Here is an 18,049-nt window from a genome sequence, read left to right as displayed (position 1 = left end):
ATATCGGTTTTCGATCTTGAGTTCCGGCCCGAGATCCGGCCAGAACTCGACCCAGAAACACAGCCCCAAGATCCGGCAAGGAGAGCAGCAGTGACCAACGGTGACAATCTTCGGGTGACCACCGGCGCGGACCTCCTCGGCCTGTCGCCCGTCATCCCCGTCGTCGTGGTCGACGACGCCGACCACGCGGTGCCGCTCGCCCAGGCACTGCTGCGCGGTGGCGTTCGCGTCATCGAGCTCACGCTGCGCACCCCCGCCGCGCTCGCCGCGATCGAGAACGTCGCGCGCGAGGTGCCGGAGATCGTGATCGGCGCGGGCACCGTCACGGCCCCGGAGCACGCGGAGCAGGCGGCGAAGGCCGGGGCGGCGTTCCTCGTCACCCCCGGCACCACCGACCGGGTGCTCGACGCCGCCGACGCGACCGGGCTGCCGTACCTGCCGGGCGCGGCGACGGTCTCCGAGGTGCTGCGGCTGGCCGAGCGCGGGCTGACTGCGCTGAAGTTCTTCCCCGCCGAGGCCGCGGGCGGGGTCGACTACCTGAAGTCGATCGGCGGCCCGGTCCCGCACGTGCGGTTCTGCCCGACCGGCGGCATCACGCCGCAGAGCGCGCCGAGCTACCTCGCGCTGCCGAACGTCGGCTGCGTCGGCGGCTCGTGGCTCGCCCCGAAGGACGCCCTCGTCAACGGCGACTGGGACCGCATCGAGACCCTCGCCAGGGAGTCCGTCCAGCTCGGGTAACCCAGATCACGGACCGGAAGTTCGGCTCACACCACGAGACCGGCGTCCCACCACGTTGGATTCTTCACCCAACGGGAGGTGACGCCGGTCTCCACTTGACGGGGGCTTGAGAAAAGTGAACCCGAACGGCCGCCAGTTGAGATTTTCACCGGAATAACGCCTGACTCCGGACTGTCACACTTGCTCGTTGCAATGGCGCACGAGAGGAGCGAATGTGGCTGTCCAGGAAGCCGACGTGGCGGGGTTGGTCGGGGAACAGCTGACTATGTCGGCATTCAACCAGCTGTCCGGCAGTCTGGGTGGTTATTCATTCGTCAAGGTCGTGGTCGACCGGCACAACGGGACGATCCACTTCCTCAACAACGCACGTCACGAGTTCCACGCGCTCTACATCGGCACCGAGATCCTGGGCATCGCCGAAAGCGAGATGCGAGCGCGGATCGACGAGTTCAACCACAGCTTCTACCACGCCTCTGACCGGCGGTTCTTCCTCGGCATCCTGTCGCTGCACCAGCGCGAGGACAGGCAGATGTTCTCGCTGGAGACGGTCGAGGTCGACACGATGTCGGCGGACATGATCGAGTTCTTCCACGCCGCGGTGCGCGAGAACGTCGATGCTGCGGTGCCGTTGTTCTTCAAGCCGGCCAACCACCTCCAGGAACAGGAGGTGGCCGGGCTTCCCGTGGAAAGACTGCCGCGGATCCTGGCGCACGAATTGTTCTCCACCGCCGAGTTCGTCGCGTTGAACCCCGGCGTCGCCAAGGGCCGGTTGCGCGCATTCCGCAGCGAGCAGGAGTACCGGGAGAACACGCTCGAGTGGTTCGACATCGTGGTGATGCACCGCGTTCCCGACGACATTCCGCGGCTCGCCGGCATCATCAACGCCAGCCACACCACTCCCCTGTCGCACACGAACGTTCTCGCGACCGGCTGGTCGATCCCGAACGCCATCCAGATCGGCGCGTTCGACCTGATCGACCGGGAGGACCTGGACGGCCAGTGGGTCGAGTACGAGGTGTCGCCGCGCAGTGCCGAGGTCGGGCTGCGGCTGATCGACGAGCCGCAGGACACCGGCGAGCGGCCCGCCTGGTACGCCCAGCGCGTCACGCTGGACGAGCCCGAGCACACGTACAACCCGATCCTCGACCTCGGCAAGATCCGCTACAACGACAGCCACCGCTACGGCACCAAGGCCGCGAACCTCGGCGAGCTGCACCACGTGCTCACCACCGAGTCGCCGCGCCGTCTGCTCGGGTTCTTCTCGGTGCCGCGGCCGCCGCGCGACAACCTGATGCCCTACCTGGCGAAGCTCCTCGGCCGCGCAGCAGACGACGACCTGCTCGCCGCCGCCCAGCAGCTGCTCGCGGAACGGGTGCGGGTGCCGCGCGGCATCGCCGTGCCGTTTTCGATGCACCAGGGGTTCCTGGAGTCGTCGCCGAAGATCCAGCAGGCCATCGGCAAGCTGAAGATGGCGCTGGAGCTCAACGCCCGCGAGGTCGAGCCGTTGTGCGTCGAGCTGCAGCAACTGATCCGCAAGACGCGCGTGCCGGACTACCTGCTGTCCGAACTGGACACCGCGCTGGTCGAGAACCTCGCGGGCGTGCGGACTTTCGTCGTGCGCAGCTCGTCGAACGCCGAGGACCTCGCGGGCTTCTCCGCCGCGGGCATCTACGAGTCGTACAACCACGTCACCAGCGCCGAGAAGATCGTGGAGTCGGTCAAGGAGGTGTGGGCGTCGCTCGTGTCCGCGCGGAGCGTCAGGCTGAGGCAGCAGGCGGGCATCTCGCTGGACGACTGCTTCATGGGCGTGGTGATCCAGGAGCAGGTCAGGGCCGACTTCGGCGGGGTCATGGTCACCACGAACCCCATGAACCGCAACGACTTCCGCAACGTCTACGTCAACGTCTCGCCGAACGTCACCGACGTCGTCGAGGGCTCGAAGCAACCGATGCAGTACCTCTACTCCACTGTGGAGGGTGGCGGCCGCACGGTCTCGCTCGGTGACGCGAAGGAGGACCTGGGCCTCAAGGCGCACGCGCAGCTGCAGCGGCTCGCGATCGTCGGCAGGTTGCTGCAGGCGCACTTCTCGCCGGACTACACGTTCGACTCGCCGGTCGACATCGAGTGGCTCGCCACCGACGACGTCCTCTACGTCCTGCAGCTGCGGCCGTACTCGATCTGATGCTGGGACTTCGCGTACCGGCGACTCCGGATGTGGCGCGTGCCGTCCGCCTGACGTACGGCTTCCAGTTCTTCTTCGGGCTGCTGCTGTGGATCCCGATCTTCTACGAGTACCAGAAGCAGCTCGGGCTGAGCGACGCCGAGATCTTCGGCATCCAGTCGATCTACTACATCGCGTTCTGCCTCATGGAGATCCCGACCGGCATGGTCGCGGACCGCTTCGACTACCGCACGTCGCTGTGGCTCGGCGCGAGCGTGCTGGTCGTCGCGAACCTGGTGCCCGTGCTCGCGGGGAACTACACCGGGTTCCTGGTGCACTTCCTGCTGATCGCGCTGGCCAGGTCGCTGATCTCGGGCGCCCAGAGCGCGTACCTGTACGAGTACCTCCACGCGCACGACGCCGGGCACCTCTACCTCAAGGTCGAGGGAGTCGGGCGGTCGTACAGCCTGGTCGGCAAGATCGTGTACTGGCCGGTGATCGGCCTGCTGATGCAGTGGAACATGTCCTCGCCCTACTGGCTCACCGCGGTCAACGCCGCGATCGCGGTGGTCCTCGCCCTGAAGCTGCCGCCGATTCCGGGCTGGAAACGACCGGAGGGCAAGACGTCGAAGCTGCTCGCGGGCGTCGGCGGGGCGTTCCAAGCGCTCAGGGGGTCCCGCTGGCTGCTCCTCCTGATGATCCAGGGCATCGCGATGTTCACGCTGGTGCGGATCCTGCAGGTGAACCTGTTCCAGCCGGTGCTCGAGTCGAAGGACGTCCCGGTCGCCTGGTACGGCTCGGTGCTCGCCGCGATGACGATCTTCGAGGCGATCGCGGCCGCGCGCCCGCACCGGCTGTCGCGCAGGATCGGACCGGCCAGGTCGGTGTTCCTGCTGACCGTCGTGATGGCGCTGGCGATCGGGTTCGTCGTGCCGTCCGGCGGGGTCGTCACGATCGTGCTGCTGTGCCTGTTCTCCGTGACGGCGGGCATGAGCTTCCCCATCCAGAAGAAGCTGCTCAACGACGCGATCCCGGATTCCCGTTACCGTGCAACGCTTCTGTCGATGGAGTCCATCATGGACCGTGCCGTGTGCGCGGTCGTGGCGATCGCGCTCGGCGCCTACCTCACGGGTGGGCGGCTCGACGAGTTCCTGGTGCTGTCGTCCGTCGTCACCGTGATCGTGATGGCGTTGCTGGCGGGCCTGCTGATCGCCGTCAGGACCACAAGGCGGCGACGAGCTCAGCTCGTCCCGTGATGCCGAGCTTGCGGTAGGCGCTCGACAGGTGCAGTTCCACCGTGCGCCGGGTGAGGTGCAGGGCTTCGGCGATCTGCCGGTTCGTCAGACCCTGCGCCGCCATCCGCGCGACCCGGTTCTCCTGCTTGGTGAGGCCCTGCACCTGGTCGTCCTCATCGCGGACCTCGTCGCCCGCGAGCTTGGCCAGCGGGTGCGCGCTGAGGTGACGCGCCAGCTCGAACGACTGCCGCAGGTGTGTCGCGGCCGCTTCGGCGCGGCCCTTGCGGCGCAGGTGGTGGCCGAGCCAGTACAACGACTGGGCGTGCAGCAGCCGGTGCGGTGACGAGGCGAGCAGCTGCTCGGCCTCGGTGAGGACGTCGATGTCGTCGGTGCTGATGCCGACGCTCATCAACGCCGTCCCGATCACCCTCCTGGAACCCCACCGCTTCGCCAGGTCGAGCTCCTCGTGCGCGAGCCGGGCGGCGTCGTCGCGGTTGCCCAGCGCCAGGTACGCGCGCACGGCGTGGTGCCGCCACGCCATCAGGGCGGGGTTGGGCATCTCGCGCGCGGCGAGTCGCCTGCCCGCCTCCAGCAGGTCCTCCAGCCCGCCCTCCGCGTGACACGACGCGAGCTTGAGCCGGCCGCGGGCGTAGACGATGTTGATGTGCTGCAACAGGTTGCCGTCTTCGGCGACCAGCGGGGCTGCCTCGTCGAACTGCCCCATCTCGATGCAGACCTCGGCCAGCTTCGCGGTCGCGAGCACGACCGCCGGGCAGTCCATGTTGCCGGTCGAGACCGGTGGCGTCAGGAACGTGTACGCGCGGGCCAGGTCACCGCTGTTGTGGAAGGCGGAGGCGCGGGCGATCATGCTGAGCATCCCGCGGCGCAGGTGCGGGTCGTGGGAGACCGGCGCGGTGCTGTGCGAGAGCCAGAACTTGTTGATGTGCTCGGGGTTGTCGCCGAGCACGGGCACCAGGAACGTGAAGATGTAGGACGCGCCGAAGACGTCGATCCACTCGCCTTCGAGGGCTTCGAGCGAGTACTCGACGGCCTCGGTGTACGAGTCGCCGCTGCGAGCGTTGCCGACGGCGAGCAGCGCGGACCGGGCGCGTTTGAGGTTCGGGTCATGCGGGACGTCCCCGACAAGGTCCTCGAAGTACTTGCCGGCACAGTTGGCCATGCGCGCGTCGCGGTTGGCCGCCAGGAGATAGGTGGTGCACACGAGGTTCCAGACCTTGTCGCGGTCCTCCGGCAGCAGCCGCGCGACGACCATGATCGCGAGGGAGACGGCGAAGTGCGCGTCCGAACCCGTGCACATGCGTTGGATCAACGCCTGCGCGACGTTCGCGGCGAGGTTCGGGTCCTCGCACTGCATGATCGCGTCACGCACCCGGTCACGGCCCAGTGCGTTGTCCTGCAGGTGTTCCGTGTGGCCGAGCTCGACCTCGATCGCAAGACGGTCCTCTTCGGACAGGTGTTCCTCGAGTGCCCGTTCCAGGTGCTCAACGCCGCCGACCTCGCGCAGAAGGTCGACGGACCACGGTAAGCGGACGGATCGGGCCTTCAGCACGTGCTCGGCGACGCGCTCGTCCGGGGCGTCCGACTCGAACAGCAGCCAGGCGGCGCGGGAGTGGGCGGCGGAGCGGACCGCGATCGGCATGTCGGCGAGGATGCTGTTGCGCACGAACGGATAGCGGAACGTCAGCGGGTCGGTGTCGGCGAGCACGCCGAGCCGGACGAGCATGTCGACTGCGGGCAACGCGTCGAATCCGGTGAGCGCGGACAGCAGTTCGAGACCCGCGTCGCCGTCCAGCACGGCCGCGGACCTGGCGACCTCGGCGGCACCGGTGTACTCGCGCAGCCGCATGCCGATCATCTCGCCGACGGCGGCCGACCCCTCTCCTTCCTCGCGCAGCAGGGCTTGGAGCAGGTAGGGGTTACCGCCGGTGAGCTCGTGGCAGCGCTTCGCGTCACGTCCGGGAACGGCGTCGGTGAGGCGTTCGATGGCGACGACGTCGAGTCCGCCGAGGTCGATGCGGTGCGGATGGGCGCCGGCGATCTCGGGGAGCGTGACCTCGTCCGTGGCGAGGTAGCCCTGGGACGCGCCGAGCGCGATGACGACCTGCATGTCCTGCAGCCGCGGGCGCAAGTAAGCGAGCGCGCGCTTGGAGAAGGTGTCGGCGACGTGCACGTCGTCGATGACCATCAGGATCGGCGCCTTGCGTGCGGAGTTCGCGGCGCGCGCGTACAGCTCTTCCAGGTCGTGCTCGTTCGCGAGACACGGTGCGAGCTGGCGCACCACCGCGCCGGGGAGGTGGCTCTCCAGCCGGGCGCTCTTGGCCAGCCGGACGGTGAAGCCGCGTTCGCGGGCCTCGGCGGCGAGCGCGTCGAGCACTGCCGTCTTGCCGATGCCGAACCCGCCGGTGACGACGACGCACGAGCCAGTTCCTTGGACCGCGTCGTCGAGCAAACGTCCGAGAGTCGCGAGTTCCGCGTCCCGGCCGAGAAGTGGCGATGTCACCTCTGTCTACCCCTGCCTTCGGTACCGAGAGGACCGCAGGTCGAAGTTTTCGGTGTTCCTTCGGTGCCGACCGTAGAGACCTGCGCTTCGTCGTCGGGCAAACTTACCCACAGGTAACGGTCAACGGAACCGTGAGCCGTTTGCAGTTGTGAGTGGGAGCGAGCGATGATCTTGGCCAGGCTGATGCGCGGATGGTTCCGCCTCGCCTGCCTGCTCGTGCGTGCCCAGCAGGACTCACATGCGCTCGAACAGCGCGAACCGCTCGTCGTGAGCGGGCGCGGCACGCGTGAGGGTGCCGAGGTCGACGGGGTTGCTGCCCTGCGAGGACCACGACTCCACGACCGAGAGCACCGCGGCGATGGCCACCACGACGCCCGCCGCCACCAGCAGGATGCTGCGCGTCATGGAGCACGGCTGCCGCGGACCGGGCGGGTTCTCCCGCAGCACCGGCCGCAACGTCGGCGTGAACATGCCGAAGTCGGCGGAGTCCCGCTGGCAGTCTTCACACCCGGCTAGGTGCCGGGAGAACGTCACGTGCTGTGCCGGGTCGAGCACACCCAGTACATACGCCGCCACGTCACCGCACGGTCCCTCCGGGCTCTCCCGGCTCATGACCGTGCGGTCCTCGTCGTTCTGACTGTCGTTCTGACTCTGATCTTGGTCTGGTCCTGCTCCCGCGTGCTCGTGATGTGGTTGACGGGTCACCATCACTAGCTCCTGTCCTGCAGCGCCCGGCGGATCGTGTGCATCGCCTTGTACAGCCGGGACTTGACGGTTCCTTCCGGGACTCCGAGAACGATCGCGGCCTCCTTCACCGTCCGGCCCATGACATACGTTTCGTAGATTGCTGAACGGTGTTCATCACTCAATTGGCGTACTACGTCGGTAATAACCATCACCGAAAGTGTCTGTTCCGTGTCGTCCGGAGATTCGGCGATGTCCGGGCGCAACAATTCGACTTCCTGCGGACGCGCCTGACGGCTGCGCCATCCGTCGATCACAATGCGACGAGCCACAGTACAAAGCCAACCGCGCAACATCCCCGGTTCCCGAACGAGATGCGCGGAGTTCTGCCAAGCCCTGATCAACGTCTCCTGAACAACGTCTTCCGTCCACTGGCGGTCGTAGTTGGTCAGACACAGGACCTGCGAGAACAGCATCCGCTGGAACTGCCCGTAGAGCAGCGTGAGCAATTCTTCGTCCTGATGGGCTTGTGCGACCTTGCCCTGATCAACCATGAAGCTGACGACCTCCCCAGATATCGGCGACGGGTTCGCTTCGGGCGGCAGTCCCAGCGACTCGGTGGCCGAGCACGGAATCTTCCAGATACTACATCGCGAACGCGAAATCTTCTCGGGTACGTAAATTCAGTCCAAATGGTTCGCAGGTTGTTGTGTGATGCACATCACATGAGCGTCTTCGCACGCGCCGTGAACCCTGACCTCACCTGCGCGTATCACCTTCGAAGGCAGCTCGATCGCGGGAGGGAACGAGCACTATGCGTCACCGATTGGGCACGCTGGGGCAGCAGGCAACGCTGTTCACCATCCTGTCTGTCGCATTTCTGGGAGCTTTCATCGGAGCCGTCCCAGCAAATGCGCAATCGACAGAAGTACAGCCGTCGGACCGTTCATTCATGGTATCTCTGCGTCAAGCAAACTCGTGGTTGGTACCGGTGAGCAAAGAAGCGCCGACGCGCTCGACGAACGCGGGCATAAGCAACGCAGGGCGAGACATCTTCGAAGCGCATTCACGACTCGACGTCGATCTTCTGAAATCAGCGGAGGAACTCGGCGTGGTCCTGCCGAACGACGTCAGCAGTGAACACCAGTCACTCATCGACGAGATGGCAGGACGCACCGGTGACAACCACGACCGCGCTTACGCGACGATCGTCCGGCAGACCCAGGGCGGCCTTTTGGTAATGGCCGTCCAAACGCGGGCGGCAACGCAGAACACCACAATTCGCACGCTCGCTCACCAGACCGTGCAGATGCTGATTCGTACAATGACGGTCCTGGAGAACACCGGGCGAGTGGACCCGTCCGCACTCGAATTGGTGACGGCCAAGGCACAGGTGAACGCGGTCCGCGTGATAGGACAGAACGTCGAACCGTCGGACCGGGAATTGCTCGTGCTGCTCACCCAGCATTCGCTTTGGCAGAAACCGGCCAGCCGTGAGAGCTCCGACCGGGCACGTGACGTGAAGGTCCGCAAGGTCGCGGGCCAGCTCGCCGCCGAGCACACGCAGCTGACCCAGGCGGTCACGGAGGCCGCCCGCCAGATCGGCGTGGACCTCCCCGTCGAACCGACGACAGAACAGAAGTCGTGGGCGAACGCCATCTCGGCCAGCTCGGGTGAAGAGCTCGACCGCATGTACGCGAACCTGTCCCGCGCCGCCGACGGCACGCTCATCACCCAGGTGGCCCGTGCCCGCGCGACGACCAGGAACGTCCCCGCGCGCATCGCGGCGCAGACCGCGCTGACCCTCCTGCTCAAGCACATGCTCCTGCTGGAGGGCACCGGCCTGGTGAAGGCGAACTCACTGCTGATGACCGACATCCCGGCCATCGCGCAGCCGAAGCCCAACAGCAGCCCGCCACCCCAGCCCGACGACTCGTCCACGAGCGTCGGCTTCCTCACCGGCATCGCCGTCCTGGTCGTGGCCGGCGCGGGCACGCTCTGGCTCGTCCGGGCGGTGGGCCACCACGGCGAACACCGTCGCTGACCGCCAGCCCACCGATATATCGGCTGAGCCCTCGCCATCCGATATATCAGCGCCCGACGGGCCCTCCGCCAGCCCCGCCAGGCGCCTGCTCACCCCCTTAGCAATGACTCGTTTGACGACGAAGTCCAACGAGTCATTGCTAAGGCCCAGCTCAGCGCGACACCGGGTTGACATAACCAAGGTGAACGCGCGAGCGAGCCGAGCACCGCCGGACCCGGCCGAACCGATATATGGATCTTGGAGAGCCGCGCAGAGGTGCCGCCGAGGCCGGAGCGGACCTTACGTATGTGCCGAGGTCTGGGCTGTGTCCACCCACTCAACGGTGTGCGCCTCGGTCAGGTCGACCGCCTCCCACTTGCCGGCCAGCCGGTCGATCACGGCGGCCGGCACCGGTTCCGGACGAGCCCGGTTGCGCGCGTGGATCACGTCCTTCGGCGCTTCGAGCCCAACCAGCGTGATGCGGGCGTGGTAGTCCGCGGCGAGTCCGATGCAGCGCTCGCGCAGCTGCTGCGAGATGTTGGTCGCGTTCCACACGAACCGCTCCCCCGCCCGCAACAGCACCCGCGCCTCCTCGAACGCGGCGGCAGCCACCGCGCGCTGGTCGCCGTCGGGCGCGATGCCGAGCCGGGACCGCACCGAGTCGAGGCTCACCACGCGCCAGCCCGGCCGGTGCCGAGCGATCCAGTGGTCCTTGCCCACACCCGGCAGGCCGGACAGCACGGTCACCTCGACGCGCGTGTCGTCGTAGGCGGCGTAGTCCGGGTCGCGGCCGGGCGTGCGGAAGTACTGGAACCGGGCGTGGTCGGACGGGAAGGCGCGCGGCCGGTCCAGGCAGTCGCGTTCGCGGCAGTACTCCTCGAACAGCGCGATGTTCTCCATCACCGAGTCCGCGTCGCCGCAGATCCGGCCGAGGATGTCGGCGCGGGCGAGGGTCGCCAGGTCGTCGTTGCGCGCGAGCAGGCTCACCCGGAACGCGATGCGGTCGAGGTCGGGACGTTCCAGCGCCCAGAACGGCACCTGGTGGTGCCGCACCAGCGCGGCGACGTGCTCGCGCCAGGCGATCGGGCGTCCCATCTCCCACAGCAGCTTGCGCGCCAGGAGGTCTCCGGCGCGCGAGTGTCCGTGTGCGGTGACGCGGCCGTCGGCGATCTGCGTGCGGAACGGCTTCGCGGAGTCATGCAGGAGCACGGTCGCGAACAGCCGCACGCGATCCGCGAGAGGACGCGCGCGCCATTCGGGCAGTGACACCAGGGCCTCGCAGGCCATCCGGGTGTGCGTGGCGACGTCACCCTCGGCGTGGTGCACCGGGTCCTGCGGTACGCCTTCCATCGCGCGCACCCACGGGAACGCCGCGCGGACGGCGTCCCAGTCGAGGGTCCACTGCGGACCGGCGGGGCAGAGTCGTTCAAACACGGGCCACCACCCGGTTCGGCAGGATCGGGCGGTCCTGCCAGTGGCTGCCCGAGTCCAGCACGGCGGTGACGAACGTCGGCCGCACCCACTTGTAGCGCCCGACCGTGCGCCCGTCCTCCTCCACCTTGACGTAGAGGCCTTCCATGTCGTCGTCCGAATCCGTCTCCGCGACCACGACGTCCGGGTCCTGCCCCGCCGCGCGGGCCGCCTCGACCAGCGCGGCACGCCACGCGGCGGTGCGGCAGGTCGACGGGCCGATCAACGCGGTCAGGTCCTTCAGGCGGCGCAACGGTCCCTCGTGCAGCACCGGCACGGACACCACCGGCGTGCCCGCGAGCACCCGGCGGCGTTCCGGCGTGGACAGGAACTCGCCGGTCGTGCGGTCGAGCAGGTCGAACTCGCAGAAGTGGTGCGGCAGCGCGTCGTAGAACACGGTGTGCTTGGCGTACAGCCATTCCCCGTAGAGCACGAACCGCGTGCCGAGCCTCTCCCACAGCACGCCCTGGTGCGTCGCGGCCCAGGCCTTCAACGGCGCGAACTGCCGTTCCCGCGGCCCGCCCGCCAGGAAATGGCCGCGTGACTGGAGTTTCAGCACCCCGGCGGAGTCGAAGCTGATGCCCGCGTTGGCACCGTCGAGCTTCTCCTCCACGACGAGGTGCCGCCCCGCGATCGCGCGGAACGGCACCTGGTCGAGGTCCTCGTCGCCCGGTTGCAGGCGCGAGCCCTCCAGGTGGGGCGTTCGCGGGTACTTGCGCAACATGCCCCGATTTGTAACCTGTCCGTGCGCCCGCGAGCGAACGGTTTACGCCTGGCCGACGAACGCCGCCTTCTCGGAGTTGAAGGTCGGCTCGAACACGAGCTGCATCTCACCGGGCGACGCGCCGACCGCGTACGCGACGTGGAAGGTGTAGGCCTTGCCCGGCAGCACGGTCGCCGAGTCGAACGTGCTGTCGCAGCCGCCGCTCGTGTCGAACACCATGTCGGCCTTCTGCCCGTTGAACTGCGCGTCGGTGCCGACCGACATGAGTGCGGTCTCGAACGTGGCGGTCGTGCCGTTGGTGATGGTGATCTCGAACCTCACCGCGCGGGCGATGTTCGCCGGCGCCGCGTACTGGCCGGGTGTGCACGCGACCGGAGCGGCGACGTCGACCGACAGGCCGTTCGGCCACGTGTACTGCTTGCCCCAGGTGTTGTTCTCGGCGAGTGCGTCCTGTCGCGCGGTCTCGCCGGGAGCGTTGGTCTGGCCCTGCCCGACGTCGCCGAGGATCTTGTCGAGCTCCTTGACCGCCGCCTGCTGCGCCACGACGGTCAGCACGATCGCCAGGACACAAAGGACGACACCGACCGCCGCGAGCACCTTGCGGGTGCCGAACAACGCGATGACACCGAGCACGATCCCGACGAACGCGGCGATCGCCGTGAGGTTGTTGAGGAAGATGACCCACGAGCCGACCACACCGACGATCCCGAGGATCACCGCCGTCCAGGCGAGCGCACCGAACCTCGCCTGCTTGGGCGGCGCGACCTGAGGCTGGGCGTACACGGGCGGCGTGGGATAGGTCATCACGGCTCCTGGCGGTTGCGATGTGTGACCACCACGTCGATTGGTCCGCTATACCCGTTAGCCCCACCCGGCAGCGTCACTCGATCGAGTTAACGAGCGGCCAGTCAGCCGACTCCCGAAGGTAGCGAATCGACTACGATCCGTACATGGCACGACGATTCACCGCACTCCTGCTGACCGTGATCGCCGTACTCGGCGTGACCACGACACCCGCGCAGGCCGCCGTCGACCTCGCCGGCACGGTGAAACTCAGCAACTGCTCCGGCTCACTCGTCCGCCTGCCCGGCTCGGCCCCCGCGGACAAGGCCCTCGTGCTCACCAACGGGCACTGCGTCGAGCTCATGAAGACGGGTCAGGCGTACGTCGACCGGCCGGCGGACCGCACCTTCAAGCTGCTCAACAGATCCGGCGCCGAGATCGCGACGCTGCAGAGCACCAGGCTCGTCTACGCGACGATGACCGGCACCGACGCCGCGCTCTACCGGCTCGACAAGACGTACCAGCAGATCCAGCAGAAGCACGGCGTCCAGGCTCTCGAACTGTCGGCCTCGCGCCCCGTCGCCCAGTCCGAGATCCGGATCGCCTCCGGCTACTGGACGAAGATCTACTCGTGCCGGCTCGACGGTTTCGTCCACCAGGTCAAGGAGTCGAGCTGGACCTGGCGCGACTCGCTGCGCTACACGCCGGCGTGCGACACCATCGGCGGCACGTCGGGCTCGCCGATCATCGACAACGCGAGCGGCAAGGTCGTCGGCGTCAACAACACCGGCAACGAGAGCGGCGGCCGCTGCACGATGAACAACCCGTGCGAGATCGACGCCGACGGCAAGATCACCGTCCGCAGGGGCACCAACTACGGCCAGCAGACCTACGGCCTCGTCGCCTGCTTCGGCCCCGGCACCGAGCTGAACCTGTCGCTTCCCGGCTGCCAGGTCGCGAAGCCCTGAACGCGAGGAAGCCGGGACGCCCCTGCCCGCGTCCCGGCTTCCTCGTCTTTCCCCCTACCTGGCGGCGCGCACGATCAGGTCGGCCACGGTGTCCGGCTGCGACACCGCCACCGAGTGCGAGGCGCCACGGACCTCGACGACCGCACGGGCGTGGGCGCGCTCGGCCATCCACTTCTGCGCGGCGATCGGGATGTTCTTGTCCTTGCCCGCCACCACGAAGTACGACGGGATGGTGTGCCACGCGGGGTCGCCGGCCTTCTCGGTCAGCGCGGTGTCGTTGATCGGCCGCTGCGTCGCCGCCGCCAGCGTCGCGTCCTTGCGGGACACGTCGGCCGCGAACTGCTGCCAGTACTTGTCCTGCTGGATCGTCAGGTCCTTGCTGCCGTCACCGATGTCGATCGCCGACAGGGTGTCGCCCAGGGTGCTGCCGGGGAACTTGTTCGACAGTTCGAGGGCGCTCTCGCCCTTCTCCGGTGCGAACGCCGCGACGTAGACGAGCGACTTCACGTTCGGGTTGCCGAGCGCGGCCTGCGACTGGACCATGCCGCCGTAGGAGTGTCCGGCGAGGACGATCGGTCCCTCGATGGAGGCGAGCACCTTGCGCAGGTAGTTCACGTCACCGGTGACCGACCTGAGCGGGTTCGCCACCGCCACGACCGGGAAACCCTTGCGCTGCAGGCGCTCCACGACCCCGTTCCAGCTGGAGGCGTCAGCGAACGCACCGTGCACCAGCACCACGGTCGGCTTCTTGGTGCCCTGCTTCTCGGCATCCTCCGCCGCACCGGCACCGGACGGAACGACGGCGGCCAGCGCCAGCAGCGTCCCCAGAACCGCGAACACCTTGCGAACTCGCATTGGTCTCTCACTCTCTCGTCGGGCACCGTGGCGGTGGTGCATCGCGCTCGATTAGGTCGTGCACGATGTAAGTTACCCGACGAGATACCTCGTGCGCGATGTGTTTCAGCTCACCGGCGAACTAGCGCTCGGCGCCGTGCTTGACCCGGTTCAGCGCCTTGCGGAGAACGGCGATCTCCTCGAGCGTCATGCCGAGGGCCTTGCCGAGCTGGTTGAACATCTCGGCGCCGATCCACCGCAGGTCACGGCCCTTGTCCGTGAGCTGGACGAGCACCGAGCGCTCGTCGTCGGGATGCGTGACGCGCACCAGCAGGCCGCTCTTCTCCAGCCGCTTGATCAACGGCGAGAGCGTGCTGTACTCCAGGTCGAGCTCCCGGACGAGCTCCCGGATCGGCCTCGAGTCCCGCTCCCACAGCAGCAGCATCACCAGGAACTGCGGGTAGGTAATGCCCGCCTTGTCGAGGATCGGGCGGTAGAAGCCGGTGACCGCCCGCGACGTCGTGTAGAGGTCGAAGCAGAGCAGGTCGGAGACCGTGGGGGTCACGGCGGACGGCGCGTCGGGAGTAGTGCTCACGCTTTTCAGGCTACTCGGAGCCAACCACCACAGAGGCGTGATCGGTTACGGCACTCCGATGAGCACGCGAACAGGGCCGGCCCTGGCCTAAGACCAGGGCTCGTCCAGTGCCGAGGCCTCTGCCCCCGCGTCGCGCAGCTCGTCGCGCACCACGCGATAGGCGAGGCCCTCCGCATAACCCTTGCGCGCCAACGCACCCACGAGACGGCGGATCTTCGTCGTCTCGTCCACGCCGGACAGGGTGCGCAGACGTTTGCGGACGAGCTCGCGGGCGCGTTCTTCCTCCGCCTCGCTGTCGACCACGGCGACGGCCTCGGCCACCACCTCGTCCGCCACGCCCTTGCGGCGCAGCTCCATGGCCAGGGCGCGGCGGCCCAGGCCGTTGTACGTGTGACGGGAACGCACCCACATCTCGGCGAACTGCGCGTCGTCGATCAGGCCGGCGCGGTCGAACTTGCCGAGGACGATCTCGGCGACACCGGGACTGATCTCCTTGCGCAGCAGGGCGTCGTACAGCTCCTGCCGGGAGCGGGCCCGAGCGGTGAGCAGCGCGTAGCAGATGTCCCGCGCCTTGCGCTGCTCCTCAGCCTCGTCCAACCCTCACGACCTCAGAACTCGACCGGCGCGACGGGAACGGTCTCGTCGGCGTCAAGGGTGGCGCCGATGCCGAGCTTGTCCTTGATGCGCTTCTCGACCTCGTTGGCGATGTCCGGGTTGTCCAGCAGGAACTTGCGGGCGTTCTCCTTGCCCTGGCCCAACTGGTCGCCCTCGTAGGTGTACCAGGCACCGGACTTGCGCAGGATGCCCTGGTCGACACCCATGTCGATGAGCGAGCCCTCGCGGCTGATGCCCTTGCCGTAGAGGATGTCGAACTCGGCCTGCTTGAACGGCGGCGCGACCTTGTTCTTCACGACCTTGACCCTGGTGCGGTTGCCGACGGGCTCGCCGCCGTCCTTCAGGGTCTCGATGCGGCGCACGTCCAGACGCACGGAGGCGTAGAACTTCAGCGCCTTACCACCGGTCGTGGTCTCCGGGGAGCCGAACATCACGCCGATCTTCTCGCGCAGCTGGTTGATGAAGATCGCGGTCGTGTTGGAGTTGCTGAGCGCACCCGTGATCTTGCGCAGCGCCTGGCTCATCAGGCGGGCCTGCAGACCGACGTGGTTGTCGCCCATCTCGCCCTCGATCTCGGCGCGCGGCACGAGGGCGGCGACCGAGTCGATGACCAGGATGTCGAGCGCGCCGGAGCGGACCAGCATGTCCGCGATCTCGAGCGCCTGCTCACCGGTGTCGGGCTGCGACACCAGCAGCGCGTCGGTGTCGACGCCCAGCTTCTTCGCGTACTCGGGGTCGAGGGCGTGCTCCGCGTCGATGAACGCCGCGATGCCGCCGGCCTTCTGCGCGTTCGCCACGGCGTGCAGCGCGACCGTCGTCTTACCCGACGACTCCGGACCGTAGATCTCGACGACCCGGCCACGCGGCAGGCCACCGATGCCGAGCGCCACGTCCAGGGCGATCGCGCCGGTCGGGATCACGGCGATCGGGGCGCGGCCCTCTTCGCCGAGGCGCATCACGGAGCCCTTGCCGAACTGCTTGTCGATCTGCGCCAGGGCCAGCTCGAGCGCCTTGTCCCGGTCGGGTGCTGCGGGTGCCATCTTGGGTCCACCTTTTGTCGTCTGCCGTTGCTTCGTCATGTTGGACCTGACGCTACTGGCGGGGTCTGACAATTCTGCGAAGCCGGGGGTCGGGGCCACTGTAGCCGAACACGTGTTCGAGCACACGCGACACTCCCGGCTCCCCGCTCAGCGGCGATTCTCCGGAACGTCGAACGCCTCGCACACCGCGATCCAGATCTCCTTGGGCCCCATCCCGGCCTCCAGCGCCTCGTCCGCGGTACGGCCCCCGAGCGACGACAGGACGTGGTCACGGGCGATCATCTCGGCCCTGACCTGGCCGAACTCCCCCGCCATGAGTTTGCGGAACATGGTGATGCGCACCGGGAGACCCTAACGAACGGGCCTGCGCAGCGATGCGAAGAGGCACACGACCAGCAACGGCAGCGCGGTGAACCCGACGATCAGCCCGAGCGCCGCGTACGACCAGGCCGTCACGACGATCCCGGCCACCGCTCCCCCGATGGCGCCGCCGGCGTTCATCACCAGATCGGACAGCCCCTGCGCGGCGGGCCGGTCCTCGACCCGCACGGACTCCGTCAGCAACGCCGACCCCGCCACGAGTCCCGCCGACCAGCCGAACCCGAGCAGCGCCAGTCCCACGGCGAGCTGCGGGGCGTCGTGCGAGGGCGCCATGCCCGCGACCGCGGACGCCGCCACCACCAGCGAGGCGCCGATCGCGAGCACCGGCACGCGGCCCAGCCGGTCGGCCATCCACCCGAACAACGGGCTCGCGGCGTACATCGCGGCGACGTGCAGGCTGATCACGACGCCGACCACGCGCAACGACGACCCGGCGTGGTTCATGTGCACCGGCGTCATCGACATCAGCCCAACCATCGCCGTGTGGCACAACATCACACCAACGAGTGCAAGCCGGGCCATCGGCCCGAGCGTCGCCCAGACCTTCAGGCCACGGGGACTCTCGCCACTGGCCCCGCCGGCGCAGCAGTCCGGAGATTCAACCGGCCGGGTGCTCTTCACGACGACCAGCGGGTCCGGCCGCAGCCCGAACTGGATCACCAGCACCGCCGCGCCGAGCACGACGGCCGCCAGCAGGAACGGTCCCACCCCCGCCGGCAGTCCGAGGGACGCGGCCGCCCGCCCGGCGGGATCGGCGAGGTTCGGTCCGATGATCGCGCCGATCATGGCCGCCCACACCACGCGGGAGAGCTCACGCGCGCGGCGTTGCGGATGGGCCAGGTCCGTTGCGGCATAACGGGCCGCGTAGTTCGCGCTGGACGCCCCGCCGAACAGCAGCAGGCCCACCAGCAGCACCTGCCACAGCCCGAGCCCCACGGCGACGGCGGCGATCAACGCGCCGAGCCCGCCCATGCCGTAACCGAGGACGAGCGCGGGACGGCGCCCGCTGCGTTGTGCGAGCCGGGCTCCCGGCAGGGCGAGCAACGCGGCACCGGCGACGGCCGCGGTCTGCGCGAGCCCGCCGACGGCCTCGGACCCGGACAGCGTCGCGGCGATCAGCGTGCTGAACGCGAGGCCGATCGTCACGGCCGCCGACCCGAGGATCTGGGTGCCGGTCAGCACGCGGACGACCTTGCGCTGCACGCGTTCGACCTGCGGCGCGACGGTCACCATGATCACGATCGTGGCACGGCGCCGCCTCGTGCCGACAGGTCCAT

The 18,049-nt window shown here is 68.1% G+C and carries 17 protein-coding genes; 5 read left to right on the top strand and 12 right to left on the bottom strand.

Going from position 1 to position 18,049, the window contains the following annotated elements:
- The first annotated feature begins 114 nt into the window (after positions 1-114).
- From eda to ACSHWB_RS24770, 3 genes are all read left to right on the top strand, one after another.
- A complete protein-coding gene (eda, locus tag ACSHWB_RS24780; RefSeq protein WP_439664661.1) occupies positions 115-738 on the top strand; it encodes a bifunctional 4-hydroxy-2-oxoglutarate aldolase/2-dehydro-3-deoxy-phosphogluconate aldolase in 624 nt (207 codons plus the stop codon).
- Positions 739-952: 214 nt separating this feature from the next.
- Entirely contained in the window at positions 953-2,920 is a 1,968-nt protein-coding gene (locus tag ACSHWB_RS24775) for a PEP/pyruvate-binding domain-containing protein (RefSeq protein WP_439664367.1), read from the top strand.
- Positions 2,920-4,155, top strand: coding sequence for an MFS transporter (locus tag ACSHWB_RS24770; protein WP_439664366.1), 1,236 nt, complete (start codon positions 2,920-2,922; stop codon positions 4,153-4,155). Before ACSHWB_RS24775 ends, ACSHWB_RS24770 begins: the two co-directional genes overlap by 1 nt.
- On the opposite strand, the gene ACSHWB_RS24765 is transcribed toward ACSHWB_RS24770, so the two are convergent.
- The 3 genes from ACSHWB_RS24765 to ACSHWB_RS24755 form a co-directional block, all read right to left on the bottom strand.
- Complete coding sequence (locus tag ACSHWB_RS24765) at positions 4,115-6,655, bottom strand: BREX system ATP-binding domain-containing protein (RefSeq protein ID WP_439664365.1); 2,541 nt, start codon at positions 6,653-6,655, stop codon at positions 4,115-4,117. The genes ACSHWB_RS24770 and ACSHWB_RS24765 overlap by 41 nt on opposite strands.
- A 234-nt stretch (positions 6,656-6,889) precedes the next feature.
- Positions 6,890-7,267: a zf-HC2 domain-containing protein gene (locus ACSHWB_RS24760; RefSeq protein WP_439664364.1), complete on the bottom strand. Its 378-nt coding sequence runs from the start codon at positions 7,265-7,267 to the stop codon at positions 6,890-6,892.
- Between the two features lie 98 nt (positions 7,268-7,365).
- Complete coding sequence (locus ACSHWB_RS24755) at positions 7,366-7,893, bottom strand: sigma-70 family RNA polymerase sigma factor (RefSeq protein ID WP_319984297.1); 528 nt, start codon at positions 7,891-7,893, stop codon at positions 7,366-7,368.
- Between the two features lie 260 nt (positions 7,894-8,153).
- Between ACSHWB_RS24755 and ACSHWB_RS24750 the strand changes: the two genes are divergently transcribed.
- Positions 8,154-9,383, top strand: coding sequence for a DUF4142 domain-containing protein (locus ACSHWB_RS24750; protein ID WP_439664363.1), 1,230 nt, complete (start codon positions 8,154-8,156; stop codon positions 9,381-9,383).
- Between the two features lie 279 nt (positions 9,384-9,662).
- Here the strand turns inward: ACSHWB_RS24750 and ACSHWB_RS24745 are convergent, their stop codons facing one another.
- Genes ACSHWB_RS24745 through ACSHWB_RS24735 form a run of 3 tightly spaced genes read right to left on the bottom strand, consistent with a single transcriptional unit; the run spans position 9,663 to position 12,360 of the window.
- Positions 9,663-10,796 (bottom strand): AAA family ATPase, encoded by a 1,134-nt coding sequence (locus ACSHWB_RS24745; RefSeq protein ID WP_439664362.1) that lies wholly within the window; start codon positions 10,794-10,796, stop codon positions 9,663-9,665.
- A complete protein-coding gene (locus ACSHWB_RS24740; protein WP_439664361.1) occupies positions 10,789-11,556 on the bottom strand; it encodes an RNA ligase family protein in 768 nt (255 codons plus the stop codon). Before ACSHWB_RS24740 ends, ACSHWB_RS24745 begins: the two co-directional genes overlap by 8 nt.
- A 42-nt stretch (positions 11,557-11,598) precedes the next feature.
- Positions 11,599-12,360 carry a hypothetical protein gene (locus ACSHWB_RS24735; protein ID WP_439664360.1) on the bottom strand — a complete coding sequence of 254 codons (762 nt, stop codon included), beginning with the start codon at positions 12,358-12,360 and terminating at the stop codon, positions 11,599-11,601.
- 146 nt (positions 12,361-12,506) lie between these two features.
- On the opposite strand from ACSHWB_RS24735, the gene ACSHWB_RS24730 reads away from it, so the two are divergent.
- Positions 12,507-13,307 (top strand): trypsin-like serine peptidase, encoded by an 801-nt coding sequence (locus ACSHWB_RS24730; protein WP_439664359.1) that lies wholly within the window; start codon positions 12,507-12,509, stop codon positions 13,305-13,307.
- Between the two features lie 54 nt (positions 13,308-13,361).
- Here ACSHWB_RS24730 and ACSHWB_RS24725 read toward each other — a convergent pair whose 3' ends face one another.
- The 6 genes from ACSHWB_RS24725 to ACSHWB_RS24700 form a co-directional block, all read right to left on the bottom strand.
- Entirely contained in the window at positions 13,362-14,162 is an 801-nt protein-coding gene (locus tag ACSHWB_RS24725; protein WP_439664358.1) for an alpha/beta fold hydrolase, read from the bottom strand.
- Positions 14,163-14,283: 121 nt separating this feature from the next.
- A complete protein-coding gene (locus ACSHWB_RS24720) occupies positions 14,284-14,736 on the bottom strand; it encodes a MarR family winged helix-turn-helix transcriptional regulator (RefSeq protein WP_439664357.1) in 453 nt (150 codons plus the stop codon).
- Between the two features lie 87 nt (positions 14,737-14,823).
- Positions 14,824-15,333 (bottom strand): regulatory protein RecX, encoded by a 510-nt coding sequence (locus ACSHWB_RS24715; RefSeq protein ID WP_439664356.1) that lies wholly within the window; start codon positions 15,331-15,333, stop codon positions 14,824-14,826.
- Between the two features lie 11 nt (positions 15,334-15,344).
- Positions 15,345-16,391 (bottom strand): recombinase RecA, encoded by a 1,047-nt coding sequence (gene recA, locus ACSHWB_RS24710; RefSeq protein WP_090073224.1) that lies wholly within the window; start codon positions 16,389-16,391, stop codon positions 15,345-15,347.
- A 147-nt stretch (positions 16,392-16,538) separates the two neighbouring features.
- Positions 16,539-16,733 carry a DUF3046 domain-containing protein gene (locus ACSHWB_RS24705; RefSeq protein WP_439664355.1) on the bottom strand — a complete coding sequence of 65 codons (195 nt, stop codon included), beginning with the start codon at positions 16,731-16,733 and terminating at the stop codon, positions 16,539-16,541.
- 9 nt (positions 16,734-16,742) lie between these two features.
- Entirely contained in the window at positions 16,743-18,005 is a 1,263-nt protein-coding gene (locus ACSHWB_RS24700; RefSeq protein ID WP_439664354.1) for an MFS transporter, read from the bottom strand.
- Between the last annotated feature and the right edge of the window lie 44 nt (positions 18,006-18,049).

It is taken from the genome of Lentzea sp. HUAS TT2 (genome assembly GCF_051853195.1).
GTDB lineage: Bacteria > Actinomycetota > Actinomycetes > Mycobacteriales > Pseudonocardiaceae > Lentzea.
Note: the sequence above shows the minus strand (reverse complement) of the source record. Positions and strands in the feature narration are given on the sequence as shown.